At 35.4% G+C, this 13,980-nt stretch carries 10 protein-coding genes; all 10 read right to left on the bottom strand.

The annotated features are described in order from the left end of the window. Positions 1 to 117: 117 nt before the first annotated feature. Complete coding sequence (locus ACI6PB_RS01790; protein ID WP_025084756.1) at positions 118 to 573, bottom strand: MerR family transcriptional regulator; 456 nt, start codon at positions 571 to 573, stop codon at positions 118 to 120. A gap of 43 nt (positions 574 to 616) precedes the next feature. Next, a complete protein-coding gene (locus tag ACI6PB_RS01785) occupies positions 617 to 1,321 on the bottom strand; it encodes an SDR family oxidoreductase (RefSeq protein WP_309510497.1) in 705 nt (234 codons plus the stop codon). A gap of 14 nt (positions 1,322 to 1,335) precedes the next feature. Beyond that, positions 1,336 to 3,858 (bottom strand): ABC transporter permease, encoded by a 2,523-nt coding sequence (locus ACI6PB_RS01780; RefSeq protein ID WP_404327672.1) that lies wholly within the window; start codon positions 3,856 to 3,858, stop codon positions 1,336 to 1,338. 2 nt (positions 3,859 to 3,860) lie between these two features. Continuing rightward, complete coding sequence (locus ACI6PB_RS01775; RefSeq protein ID WP_404327671.1) at positions 3,861 to 4,562, bottom strand: ABC transporter ATP-binding protein; 702 nt, start codon at positions 4,560 to 4,562, stop codon at positions 3,861 to 3,863. 146 nt (positions 4,563 to 4,708) lie between these two features. Continuing rightward, a complete protein-coding gene (locus ACI6PB_RS01770) occupies positions 4,709 to 5,464 on the bottom strand; it encodes a CPBP family intramembrane glutamic endopeptidase (protein WP_404327670.1) in 756 nt (251 codons plus the stop codon). Between the two features lie 206 nt (positions 5,465 to 5,670). Then, positions 5,671 to 7,614, bottom strand: a complete 1,944-nt coding sequence (locus tag ACI6PB_RS01765) for a M13 family metallopeptidase (RefSeq protein WP_404327669.1) — start codon at positions 7,612 to 7,614, stop codon at positions 5,671 to 5,673. A 141-nt stretch (positions 7,615 to 7,755) separates the two neighbouring features. Next, positions 7,756 to 9,693 (bottom strand): M13-type metalloendopeptidase, encoded by a 1,938-nt coding sequence (locus ACI6PB_RS01760; protein ID WP_309511201.1) that lies wholly within the window; start codon positions 9,691 to 9,693, stop codon positions 7,756 to 7,758. A 380-nt stretch (positions 9,694 to 10,073) separates the two neighbouring features. Then, positions 10,074 to 10,538: a universal stress protein gene (locus tag ACI6PB_RS01755; RefSeq protein WP_025084749.1), complete on the bottom strand. Its 465-nt coding sequence runs from the start codon at positions 10,536 to 10,538 to the stop codon at positions 10,074 to 10,076. Between the two features lie 17 nt (positions 10,539 to 10,555). After that, the gene (locus ACI6PB_RS01750) at positions 10,556 to 11,776 is read right to left on the bottom strand and encodes a carboxylate--amine ligase (RefSeq protein WP_051564121.1); all 1,221 of its coding nucleotides are present in this window, start codon (positions 11,774 to 11,776) and stop codon (positions 10,556 to 10,558) included. A gap of 305 nt (positions 11,777 to 12,081) precedes the next feature. After that, entirely contained in the window at positions 12,082 to 13,977 is a 1,896-nt protein-coding gene (asnB, locus tag ACI6PB_RS01745; protein ID WP_025085393.1) for an asparagine synthase (glutamine-hydrolyzing), read from the bottom strand. Positions 13,978 to 13,980 lie beyond the last annotated feature (3 nt).

The following is a 13,980-nucleotide window of genomic DNA, read 5'->3' as shown; positions in this document are numbered from 1 at the left end:
ATTCCTCCTCGTATCAAGTTGATAAATACATTAAACAACTTAAAGTTAACTTTAAGTCAAGGATAAATACAAAAAAAATCTCAAAAATATTAAATAAATATTTTTGAGATTTCTAATTTATCTATCTTCTAAATAACCATGATTCAAATTCTGTAAATATTTAGAAAAGCTTTCACTGTCTTCAATGTGTCCGCCTTCTTTACCCTTATACCAATCCAATTTATCATTGAGAATCGTCCAACCATCTTGCAATCTTTGATACTCAACTTCAAAATTACGACGAACTTCCTCTAATAACTCAATTCGTTGATTGATGGTTGAATCACCTTGCGCACGTAATCTGACATAGCGCTTCAATTGTTCAATTGACATTCCAGTACTCTTGAGATGCAAAAGAAAATTGACCCAGCGAATATCTTGATCGGTATAGTAACGGATGCCATTATCAGTTCGATGAGGATTGATCAGACCTTCTTTTTCATAATAACGCAATGTAGGACTATTTAATCCCACCATTTCAGCAAAATCACTGATTCGGTATTTAGTTGTCTCTTCTGCTTCATTTACTGGCATTATTTCACCTTCTACTTAAAGTTGACTTCAAGTATAGCATCTTCTACAAGTCAACTCCACCATCGACTCTTAGAATTTGACCTGTAATAAAATCATTTTCCATCAAGTAAATATAAGCTGAGGCTACCTCCTCAACTGTAGCGACACGGTTTAATGGCACTGTTTCCACAAAACTATGTTTTTGCTTAGCTAGTTGCTTTGAACTCAAGTCACGCCACAATCCTGTAGGTGTCCAAGTTGGTGATACGGCATTTACTCGATAGTCTGGAGCCATTTCAACAGCTAGACCATCAACCATCGTATTAATAGCTTGATTCCCTACAATCGCACCCGAAGCGTCATAGGGATGACCACCTGAACCTGAAGTCAAAATGATTGAACCATTCTTGTTTAAATGTTTACTAGCAATTTGTACCAGTTGCAAATTAGCAAAAAATTTATCATCAATTGCCTTTTTAATAGTGGCGACTGAACTATCTAGAAAACCACCACTCATAGCGCCACCTAGCATTGATACCACATGATCAAAGGAACCATACTTTTCAAAGAAACGTTTCAACTGTTTTTCATCCTGTGCATCTAATGAACTACCTTGAATATTCTCCTCGTAACGTAACTGATTTACACGTTCTTGATCACGGCCGATGACATATACATCAGCATCCTTATGTTGAGCCATGATAGCGACTTCTTTACCAAACCCTGAAGTTCCCCCAATGACGAGAACTTTATCATTTTCCAAAGACATAAATTTACCTTCAATCATTCATTAGATTTCAATGCACCGATCATATCGATGTGTTTTAATTTCCGATGTGTAACTAGCATAACAATTGCTGTGAAAATTATCATCAACAATGTAGCGACAATATAACCGAACCAATGAATCGTTAATGGGAAAATAACCTGTTCTGTCGCGGCTTGATTCAAGATATAAGCAGTCAATAAATTACCCACTCCATATCCAATAATAATACCAACTATTGTTAAAATTATATTTTCCCGAACAACATACATCGTAACTTCATTATTATAGAAGCCTAAAACTTTAATAGTAGAAAGTTCTCTGATTCGTTCTGAGACATTGATATTCGTTAAATTATAAAGTACAACAAATGACAATATTCCCGATAAGAGAATCAGAATTAAAATAATTGGACGTAACAGACTCGACATCTTGGAAACTGTATCAAAGACATCATGCGTATAGCTAGTTCCCATCACTTCTTTAGAATCTAATAATTGGTTAGCCAAATGTTTTCTCTGCGCACTAGTCTGCTTCTTTAAACCAAGCAATAAGGTATTAGGTTTCAAATCACCAATTTTATCCTGGTAAATTTGTGGATTCAAATATAAGAAATGACCCACATAATTTTCAGTAATAGCACCAACTTTTAAATTGAGCTTCTTACCACTGGTCATCGTCACATGAATCTGATCACCCTTTTCCACATTAAGAAGTTTGGCAGTCTTCTTAGTCAAAACAACTTTGTCTTTATCTAAATTAGCAGTCAAATGAACATATTTTTTAAAGTTTTTCACAGACAGTGGTGTATAAACATTAACATCATTAACCTGTTTTTCTCCAGCTTTCAACTTAGCCGTTGTCGAATTGATCTTAGTATTATTCTGATAAGTTTTATCCTGATTCAGGATTTTATCAACTTTACTATAATTAGCGTCATCATTCATTTTGACAACTGCTTGATAACTGAAAATATTCTTATACTGTAGGTCACCACTAGCAGTAATTGAATTCTGAAGTCCAAAACCAGTTAAAATTAAAGCTGTTCCGCCGGCAATCCCGATGATAGTCATAAACATTCTAGATTTGAAACGGAAAAGATTTCGATAACTAACTTTTCGGTTGAAACTCAGATGATTCCAAAGGGGTTTGATTCTTTCCAATAGTATTTTTTTAGCCGATTTAGGAGATTTAGGTAACATCAATGAAGCTGGACCCTCATCTAATTCTCTTCTAACCACGATTACAGCAGCTCCAACAGTTGCCAATAGGGAGAAAATCAAGGCAATCAATAACGTTTGCCTGGTTGAGCCAATAACCCAATCTAAAGCAATATATTGTTTATACATTGACAGTACAATTCGAGGCAAGGTCTCTGTTCCAATCACAGCCCCTAATACCGCTCCAATTAGACCAGCTGACAAAGCATAGTAAATGTAGTTTCGTGCAATCGACCATTTACTGTAACCCAAAGCCTTGAAGGTTCCGATTTCTCCACGTGCTTCTTCGACCATTCTTGTGATTGTTGTAAAAGTGATCAAAGCTGCAATTAAGAAAAAGAAGACTGGAAAGACATTGGCGATCGCAGCGATTCGATCAGAACTCTCGCCATAGGCTGAAAAGCCAGTCAAATCCTGGCGCGTTTGCCAAGTATAAGTTGTCTTAGTTTGTTTCATAATCTTCTTTTTAGCAGCATCTAACTTTTCTTGTTGCACAGCTGCCGCTGTAGGATCAACCTTTTCCAATTGATCTAGAGCTGTTTGTTGTTGATTCAAAGTAGCTAGATAACTGCCAGCCACTTCCTTTGTTCTTTGCTGAGGGCGTAATTTAAATTCGTGTTTTAAAGCCTTAACCTTTTTGTCCACAGCATCTTTATAACTGTTACTAAAAGTATTCTTATCTTTCAAGGAATTGAAGTGAATATTCAATAAAGTTGCGGTCGAAAGGTTCATTTGATTCTTAGGAATATAGGCGAACAAACTAACTTGTCCATCGGCAATATTCGTAACACCACGTGACTGATTATCAATGTATTGTGGTGAGTCAGCAAAACCAACAATTTTGTAAGAACGGCGCTTTAAATCAGCATTTTTAGAAAATTTAAAGGTATCACCTATTTTATAATCATATTTATTACGAGCATTTTTATCTAAAACAATTTCATGATCATTTTCAGGCAAACGTCCATTTCTAATAATCAGTTGATTCTGCTTAGCGTTTTTATCATAGCCATACAAAGCAATCGCAACTTTAGATTTGCCACCCATAACGTATTTAAATTTCGTCGTTTTAGCTTTGGCTCCCGCAACCTTTTCAGCCAGCTGAATATCTTTTTTTCCAAAACCAGTCGTCGACAACACTTGCACGTCTGATAAATTTTTATCGGCAATCGTCTTATTCAATGAATCATTCAAACTAGGTCCTGTCGCTTTGACACCAACAAAGATCAACACACCTAACATAATAATCAGAATAATTGCAATAAAACGTCCCTTAGCCTTATTGATACTGCGCATCATATTTCTAGTTAATGGTTTCATGATTACCACTCAATATCTTTCACTGGTGTGGGTGTCTTATTATCTTCAATCGACTGCACTTTGGCATCATGAATCCGAATTACCCTATCAGCCATCTTAGCCAAAGCTGAATTGTGGGTGATGACGATCACGGTCTTATTGTCCTTATGACTAGCATCCTGTAAAAGTGTCAAAACTTGCTTACCTGTCTCATAGTCCAAAGCTCCTGTTGGTTCATCACATAGAAGTAACTTTGGATTCTTGGCTAAAGCACGGGCAATGGCGACACGCTGTTGTTCCCCACCAGATAATTGAGAGGGAAAATTGTCAATTCGATTACCCAAACCAACGGCCTTCAAAGTATCAGTCGCATCTAGAGCATCTTTAACAATTGCTGAAGCCAACTCAACATTTTCTTTCGTTGTTAAGTTAGGAATCAAATTATAGAATTGAAAAATAAATCCCACGTCATTACGACGATAGGTAGTCAATTCACGTTCAGAAAACTCAGCAATATCAGTGCCATCAATAACGACCTGTCCATCAGTTGGCGTATCCATACCACCTAAAATGTTTAGAACTGTCGACTTACCAGCACCACTAGGTCCCAAAATGACGGTTAACTTGCCCTTATCGACATCAAAGGTTAATTTATCATTTGCGACAATTGTTGTTTCTCCCATTTGATATTTTTTTGATTTATTTTTCACTTCGATATACGCCATTATGCTCTCACCCTTCTTAATACTTCTATTATAGTGGAAAGCAAATGTAACTTTAAGTTAAAAACCCACAAATAAATTCATAGAAAAAACATTTTGGATCTTATTGAAGATTGATTAGAACGGAAGCTTCCCGTTTTATTTCAATCTCACTTACTTCTCTTTTTGAAATGAACTCGATTCAATTTTATTTGTAAAAAGGCGACTAAACTGCAAATAAGAAATAACACAAATGTTATCATAAGAAAACCGCCAACGTGGCTCTGTGGCATTAACGATTCAGCGGTTGCTGTCCCTTTGGAAAAGAAGGTTGGTAGATCATCAATAATATGAAACACAATAACTAATGATAAATTATGAGTCTCATAATAAAGCGTTCCATACAACATCCCCGATGCGGCCGCTACAATCATTTGGGCTACTACAATCCACTTGTTAGTAACATTTAACATATTTCCTATATGAATTATTCCAAAACTCAACGAACTTATTAGGACAATTAAAAAAGGCTTCGAATTTAACACTTTCTCTAACTGTGCGATTAATAAGCCACGATAAACGTACTCTTCACCAATCCCCACTAACAGTATAGTTACAAAAGCAAGCCACCCTGTCTTGGGCCATCCAAGATTAGAAAACTTTCTAAAAAAGAGCATAAGAATAAGCAATGGCAAAATATTTAAAATTTGGCGTACTATATGTTTTGTGCTAAATAAATCTACTTTTAGCTTCCAAAATTTAAAATTGCATGTTACTGCGATCAAGATGAGCAATGTGTCCAAAAACATCTGTATATATTTCTGATCAAATTTAAAAATTGGATAAATCATATCTACTATAAATATCGTAATCGGTACTAATAATATTATTAAGACAGCTTTCCAAATATTCCTTTTTTTACTCATTATCTTTTCCCCCTATCTTCGTATCTTTAAAATAGTTCTTATTGAAAATAAAAATGCAGTAATATCATGAACGAGTACTTTTTTATTCTCGAATGAACCATGAGGTCAAAAAAATCAGTATAAAATTACTACAAAAAAGGCGCCTATTTAGAATCACACATTAAAGTGTGTATCCTGAATAGACGCTATTATTTTTGGAATCGTGATTACCAGATATTAATTCTCTTATCTTCATCAATCCACATACCATCGCCTGGTTTTACATCGAATGCTTCATAGAATTCATCTAAATCCTGTGACATAACGTTGGCACGTAAAGGTTGTGGTGCATGAACGTCAGTTGCCAATAATCTTTCATTGTATTCTGGAGTTGCCTTAAAACGCCATGATTTAGCCCAAGTAATAAAGAACTCCTTAGCGCTATAATCTTTATCCATCTTGGCAGCCTCGATTGCACAACGTAATCCACCGACATCGGCAATATTCTCACTAACTACTAATTTGCCGTTTACTTTACCGCCAGAGAATGGAATTCCATTGAACTGATCAATCATCTGTTGCGTTAATTTCTCAAATTTAGCGTAATCTTCCTTAGTCCACCAGTTCTTCATATTACCGTACTCATCAAATTTGGCACCGTCATTATCAAAAGCATGGGAAATTTCATGAGCAAACGTTGCTCCAATACCGCCAAAGTTCTCACTACTTGTTTGTTTCAAGCTATAAAATGGCGCCTGCAAGATCCCTGCTGGGAAAGTAATATCATTTCTCGACGGATCGTAACATGCGTTAACCATTTCACCAGGCATTAACCAAACCGTACGATCGACTGGTTTACTAAATTTAGCCAATTCATTTTGACGAACAATACGATTAATCCGTGTGATGTTGTCATATAAGGATTCTGATTCATCAATCTTTAGTTGCTTAAAGACTTCTTGAATCTTATCCGGATAACCGACTTTAATCACAATCTTGTTCAACTTCAAAATAGCCTTATCTTTGGTTGCTTGACTAAGCCAAGTATTGTCAGCTAAACGTTGCTTATAAATATCAATCATACGTTCAACCATATTTCTCACGTCAGCCTTAGCCTTTTCACCAAAATACTTCTTGCCGTAATAAATACCAATGACTTCATCAAAGTTATCCTCAGCTAAATGATAAGCAAACTTAGTCCTACTTTGTAATTCCTTAGCTCCACTAAGAGCCAGCTTGTATTCTCCTACCGTTTGGCGGAAATCTTCATCCAAGGATTCACTATTTGTTACTAAATATCTGACCAGCATCCAAGCCTTCAAATTTTCAAAAGTATCATCATTTACCAACTGATCTAAATTCTTCAAAAATCTAGGCTGAACAATGATCACTTTTTCTGGAGTAGCACCGATTTGCTCAACTACTAATTCCTTCAGATTAAGATTTTGCGACTTAGTAATGAATTCTTCAAAGGACATTGGATTATAAATCTTGGAATACTCGGCCCATTCTTCGGAAGTCTTAACTATTGGAACCAGACTCTTATCAAAGGTTAAGGCCTTATCAACTGTTTCTTTAGCCAATTTTTCTGAATAACCTATCATGACTAAAAGTTTATTGGCCACTTCTGCGTACTTGACCAAAAGCTTTTTACCAGACTGATTATCACTTGCGTAGTATGTGTTATCAGGCAAAATCAAGTCTATACCATCAACATAAACAGCATTATGGACTGTATCTTTCATATCGGCATCGACCCAAACATTAGTTGGTAATATGAAATCTTCTTTACCAAATTGTGCCAATTGTTGATTTAGATCTGCTAAAGATTTTAAATTTTCAATTTTTTGAAGATCTTTCAGAATTGGTTTTTCATGTAATTCTTTTAAGAAATCGGTATTCTTAGCGAGGCGGTACAATTTAATAGCTTGTAAGAATTCATTTCCTTCGACTTCAGTATCATTTTCAGCTAATTGTTGAAAGTCATCCATCAATTCCTTTTCAATCTCTAGGTCTAAATCCATTGAAGCACCAGCACTAGATTTATCAGCAGGAACTTCAGCCTTTTCCTGCCAGGCCCCGTTGACGGCCAAATACAAATTATCTTTATAATCGGCTTGCTTACCTTCAGTTAAATCTCCGGCTCCACCCATAATTTTACTTGTTAACATACTTTCACCCCGCGTTTTGATTTAGTAAATACTATAGCACTTATTCTAATATTATTAAAATTAATTTAATGATGTTTCCCTTCAAAACAAAAAATCGAGAAGATGAAATTAAATTTTCATCCCTCGATTTTTCAGATTTTTTTACCAAATATTAACTCGTTTATCTTTATCAATCCACATACCGTCTTTTTCAGTAACATCAAAGGCGTCATAGAATTCATCCATATTCTGTGCTTGAACATTAGCACGTAATGGAGCTGGGGCATGGACATCAATTGAAAGGAACATTTCTGTCAATTGTTGTGTTGACTTGTTTCTCCAAACACGAGCCCAATTGATAAAGAAAGCTTTAACATCAAAGTCACTTTCACTCTTAGCAGCTTCCAGGGCACAACGTAGTCCACCGACATCAGCAACGTTTTCGCTAACAACCAATTTACCATTAACCTTGTGACCAGCATATGGAATACCTTCGAACTCATCGATCATACTTTGTGTAAGTTTCTTGAACTTAGCATAATCTTCGTCAGTCCACCAGTTATTCATATTACCGTATTCATCGAATTGAGCACCATTATTATCGAAAGCATGTGAAATTTCATGCGCGATAACGGCACCAATACCACCAAAGTTTTGGCTACTTGTTTGATCCAAACTGTAGAATGGAGCTTGCAAAATAGCTGCTGGGAAGGTGATATCATTTCTAGATGGATCGTAACATGCATTAACCATATGTCCTGGCATCAACCATTTTGTACGATCAACCGGTTCGTGATATTGATCCAAATTGTGTTGAGCAATTGTCTTTCTAATTCTAGAAACATTGTCATACAAAGAATCATTTTCATTGATTTCAAATTTATTATAAAGATCATCAATTTTATCAGGATAACCAACTTTAATAACGATCTTATCTAGTTTGATAATGGCCTTCTTCTTAGTATCTTCACTCAACCAAGTATTTTCAGAAAGTCTTTGTTCATAAACCGCAATCATTTTCTTAACCATACTACGGACATCTTCTTTAGCTTTTTCACCAAAGTATTTCTTTCCGTAATATACACCAACTACCTCACTGAAAATACTTGCAGCAAAATTGTAAGCATACTTAGTTCTGTTCTTTAACTCCTTAGCACCACTGAGTGCCAAATTGTATTCACCGATAACTTGACGGAATTCTTCATCCAGAATCGAAGCATTACCGGTAAGGAATTTAACCATCATCCAAGCTTTAATATCTTCAAAAGTGTCAGCATTAACAAGCTTGTTCAAATTATCCAAGTATCTTGGTTCAGTTACGATAACTTTTTCTGGTGTATCATTAACTGAATCAACTACCAAACTCTTTAAGTCTAGGACATCAGATTTAGTAATGAATTCATCAAATTTCATTGGGTTATAAACTTTAGTATAATCAGCCCATTCCTCAGAACTCTTAACGATAGGAACCAACGACTTATCAAATTTCAAAGCCTTCTCAACTATTTCCTTAGCTTCATCCAGTTTATAACCGATCATTGAAAGCAAACGTCCTGCAACGTCAGCGTATTTAGCTAACAATTGTTTACCTGATTCATTCTTTTCATCATAATAAGTTTTATCAGGCAAAATCAAACCAGCACCATCAATATAAACAACGTTCTTGGCTGTATCTTTCATATCAGCGTCAATACTGATATCGATTGGTAGAGCAAAGCCATCTTTTGACAATTGAGCCAAGTTATCCCCTAGATCCTTAACATTGCTCAAATCAGTAATACGTTGCATATCTTTCAATATTGGTTGTTGATGGAATTTACTTAAATGATCCACATTATTAACAAGACGATATAGCTTTACAGCTTGAAGTAAACGAGGATCATCGACTTCTTCTTCATTATTTGCAAACTCATGAAAATCTTTCATAAGGGTCTTTTCAACACCCTCATCAAGATCTGTAAAACCACCAGTACGAGATTTGTCAGGTGGAATAGTTGCTGTTTCTTGCCAAGCACCATTAACAGCTAAGTATAGATTATCTTTATAATCGGCGGGTTTAGCATTAATTAAATCCCCTGCACCACCGATAACTTTATTCATTAACAAATTTGTTCACCGCCTATTATTTTTAAAGACTACTATAGCACTAATTACTTTTTATTAGAATAATTTTCATTTTTATCATTTTGAATAAAATATAAAAATGATAAAAAGCGCAATTTCTATCATCTAAAAAAGCTCAATGTCACGGTTACCTTTTTGATAACTGTTGCATTGAGCTCTTTGTTGTTTACTATTTTTATAGTAGATTATTTCTATTCTTATAAACCATTGTTCTATTACGAATAGTGGAAACGAGCTACGCAAGGGCAACCTCTTCCGGTTTGCTACAGTACTGGAATCGCCCGCATAGTACGCGTGCAATTTCAGTACTTAGGCAAATTCTCGGAGGTTAACCGCCCTTGTTTCGCTCTCTATTTTTATCTAATGACACTAACAGAAACGCCAGCGCTATTCACAATCTTAGAAGCTTGTGAACCGATTGTATTACGGTTACGGTTCTTCTTTTCAACACCAACGATTACTAGGTCAGGTTGGAATTTAGGAATAACTTTGTCTACAATAACTGTTCCAGGTCCACCTTCAGTTACCATCATGTGAACATCTTTAACACCGTATTCTTTAGCCTTTTGACCATAAACTTCAAGAAGTTCTTTGATCTCTTCTCGACGTTCTGCTAGTACTTCTGGGTCTAGCGATTGAAAAATATTCAAGTCACCTGTTTCCAATACGGAAACAATGCCTAGCTCGGAGTTATAGTGTTTAGCTAACGAACAAGCATAATTAAAGGCATTTTTTGATGACTCAAAATCATCTGAATCGACACAGATTAAAATCTTGGAATACTCAATTTTTCTAACTTTGTATTCTTTTAATTCATCCATATATTAAGCCCCCTCGGTTATTTAAAGTCGCGTCCTTTATTCTCTTGGAAGTATTTATCAAATCTCTTAACATAGTTGTGGAACATGTATGTCAAAAGTAACCAACGTCTAAAGGAATTGTCTTTGTTATAGAAAACAGTTGTTCCAACGCGGTCTTGCTTGATTAATTCATCAGCATATTTAGTAGCATCATTATCAGCTGCATACTTGTTAAAGACTTTGACTGGCACACCTAACCACAATTTATGTTGCGCTTTATTCTTGTTGGCATAAACTGTTGGTTCGTTTTCTAAACTACCCTCAATATAATCTTCCACCACATATTTAGCAAGATTATAGCCATTGAGCGTAACAAAGAAACTACTTCTTCCTTGACGCAAGTTGATTTCAAAGAATTTGAAAGTATTATCACGAGAATCAAATTTCATATCAAAGTTGGCATAGCCGGTAAATTCAATATCCTCAAGGAATTTTTGAACTTGATCATAGACATCCTGATTAAATTCAGGAATGATAGCTACGTAATTACCGATTGATTGTGGTGTTGGATCTTCCAAAATTGGATGTCCTAAACACATCATCTTAACATGATGATCTTGGTCAACATAGGCGTTGAGCACACGCATATTAGAATCATCTCCAGGAATAAAGTCTTGGAGAATCAAATCAGATGTATAGCCATTATCATAAATCTTGCCAACGATAGTCATATATTCTTCTTGAGAGTGAATTATGAAAGCCTTTTTACGACCCTCAAAATGAATATCCAACCATTCCACACTGTTTGCTGGTTTCAAAGCTACTGGGAAATCGAAAGGAACATCAAGATCCTTCTTATTCTCATACATATCTTTTGTAATGATCTTTGTTAGTGGATGAGGCAAACCATGTTCATCGGCTACATGGTAAAAGCTCTCTTTATTATTCAATGATTTTAATAAATCATAATCGACATAAGGGCATACAAATGTCTTAGACAATTCTTCCTTGTGCTTACTGATAAGTTCGGCATAACCATCCCCACAGCCAATTAAAATAACTGGTTCTTCATGGTTTTGGTAAACTTTAGCAATTTCACGCATTTTTTCAATGAAAACAGGATCTTCAGAAAAGCCTGAGTAAAGAGTCAAATCTAAGATTTTTGTATATCTTGTTGGTGCCAATTGGATTTCGGCATAGGCTTTAACACTGCCCCCATAGAGTTCATGGAAAGCACGTGCCATTCCGTAAACATTCATATCACTACCCAAGAGAATGGGCGTGAATTTTTTTCCTGATTCAGTTTCGATAGGGATCAACCTCTTACTATATTATTAATTCTATTTTTAAAATTACACACATTTCACACAAAATTATACCATACTCAATTTATCACAACGAGAGTGTCATTTATATTAAATCTGAGAGGCTTATTATTTTCTTAAATTATTATACTAATTTTTGATTATCTAAATGAAAGACCGCAAACTCATCAATCTGAATTTGCGGTCTCTTTGTTCATGTTGCTGTGATAATTAGATCACATTATTTTTATTTTCAAATATTAATTTACTAAAACTTTAGGATCAACATCTGGTTTTTTACCATCATCGATAAAGAATACTTTATACCAAATCAAGAAAGTATAAATTGTCCAAACTTTACGACGATCATCATTTTCGCCACGATAGCAACCATCAAGCATTTTCAAAATAGCATCTTGATCGAAGAATTCAGCAGCAAAATCAGCACTGAATAAATCACGGAATTGTTCGTAAACTTCCTTAGTTTTGATCCAGTCACGAATTGGCACTGGGAATCCAAGTTTCTCACGTTTAGCCCATTCCTTAGGCAAAGCACGTTCAGCAGCTACACGTAGAGCATACTTACTATCCTTACTATTCAAAAGATATTTAGTAGGAATTCCTGCAGCAACTTTAGCAACTTCTTTATCCAAGAATGGTACACGTAATTCCATGGAGTTAGCCATACTCATACGGTCAGCTTTAAGCAAGATATCATTTGACATGAATTGGTGAAGATCAAGATATTGCATCTTCTTAACTTCATCGTTATAACCACTAACTTTGCTGTAACTTCTCATAACGATATCTTTAACGGAACGTGACTTCTCGAATTCAGGCTTAACCAAGTCAGCAGCTTCTTTTTCGTTGAAAATCTTGGCTTGTCCAATAAAGAATTCTTCTGCTTTGGCAGTTGATTCATACAAATGCAAACGGCCTGGGAAATTAGGTAATTTCTTCAAACCATGAGCTAACTTATACTTAACACCCTTTGGTAAGTGTTTCAAATCTTCCGCTACAACACGGATAACTTTTGAATGTGAATGGAAACCATAATTTGCATAACCGGCAAACAATTCGTCGGCTCCTTCACCTGAAAGAATAACCGTTACATCTTTACTTGCTAACTTAGTCAAGAAGTAAAGTGGTATACATGAAGGGTTTGAATCTGGCTCATCCATATAGTATTGAATTAATGGAATTGATTTGACCGCTTCCTCTTTTGTAACGATACCACGAGTATTTTCTAGACCCAATTTATCAGCCAACATCTTAGCTGCAGTACCTTCTTCATATGTACTTGTATCAAAGTCAATTGAGTACGTATGTTGTGGTTTCAAAACAGCTGTAACGTAACTTGAATCAACACCACTAGATAGTAATGAACCAACTGGTACATCACTAATAGAGTGTTCATTAACTGATTCACGAATAGACTTGTCAATTCTCTTAACAGTTTCTTCAAATGACAAATTGTTCTCTTTGAAGGACATATCCCAGTACTTCTTGATACTTAACTTGCCATTCTTATATGTAAAGTAGTGACCTTCAGGAATTCTAAAGACATTCTTGAAGAATGTTTCGTTCAAAGCTGAATATTGGAAAGTCAAATATGGCTTCAAAGCAGCTTTGTTTAATTCTTTCTTGAAGTTTGGTTCTTTCAAGAAGGATTTGATTTCTGAACCAAAAATAAATGTACCTTCACGGTTATAGTAATAAAGTGGCTTGATACCAAAGAAATCTCTAGCACCAGTAATGTCACCAGTCTTTAAATCATAAATTACGAAAGCAAACATTCCACGGATCTTCTTAAGTAAACCTTCAATACCCCATTCTTCAAAACCATGTAGAAGAACTTCAGTATCTGTATCAGTTGTAAAAACGTGTCCTGCTTCTTTCAAATCTTTTCTAACATCTTTGTAATTATAAATTTCACCGTTAAAAATAACAGCTTTTGATCTATCTTCGTTGTAAATAGGTTGCATACCACTACTAATATCAATAATACTCAAGCGGCGGAAACCTAAAGCAGCGTCGCCATCCAATAATTCACCTGAACTATTTGGACCACGATGCTTGATCGTATCCATCATAGCCTCAATTACAGGCTTCTTGTCTGTAATATTTTTATCTACGAATCCGACAATTCCACACATAAA

Source organism: Companilactobacillus paralimentarius, assembly GCF_963227125.1.
Lineage (GTDB): Bacteria > Bacillota > Bacilli > Lactobacillales > Lactobacillaceae > Companilactobacillus > Companilactobacillus paralimentarius.
This window is presented reverse-complemented; position numbering and strand designations above follow the sequence as displayed.

Coding starts and splice junctions, on each gene's coding strand:
- ACI6PB_RS01760 (WP_309511201.1), bottom strand. CDS start 9,693: ATGAATAAAGTTATCGGTGGTGCAGGGGATTTAATTAATGCTAAACCC.
- ACI6PB_RS01780 (WP_404327672.1), bottom strand. CDS start 3,858: ATGAAACCATTAACTAGAAATATGATGCGCAGTATCAATAAGGCTAAG.
- ACI6PB_RS01770 (WP_404327670.1), bottom strand. CDS start 5,464: ATGAGTAAAAAAAGGAATATTTGGAAAGCTGTCTTAATAATATTATTA.
- asnB (WP_025085393.1), bottom strand. CDS start 13,977: ATGTGTGGAATTGTCGGATTCGTAGATAAAAATATTACAGACAAGAAG.
- ACI6PB_RS01775 (WP_404327671.1), bottom strand. CDS start 4,562: ATGGCGTATATCGAAGTGAAAAATAAATCAAAAAAATATCAAATGGGA.
- ACI6PB_RS01750 (WP_051564121.1), bottom strand. CDS start 11,776: ATGAATGTTTACGGAATGGCACGTGCTTTCCATGAACTCTATGGGGGC.
- ACI6PB_RS01785 (WP_309510497.1), bottom strand. CDS start 1,321: ATGTCTTTGGAAAATGATAAAGTTCTCGTCATTGGGGGAACTTCAGGG.
- ACI6PB_RS01765 (WP_404327669.1), bottom strand. CDS start 7,614: ATGTTAACAAGTAAAATTATGGGTGGAGCCGGAGATTTAACTGAAGGT.
- ACI6PB_RS01755 (WP_025084749.1), bottom strand. CDS start 10,538: ATGGATGAATTAAAAGAATACAAAGTTAGAAAAATTGAGTATTCCAAG.
- ACI6PB_RS01790 (WP_025084756.1), bottom strand. CDS start 573: ATGCCAGTAAATGAAGCAGAAGAGACAACTAAATACCGAATCAGTGAT.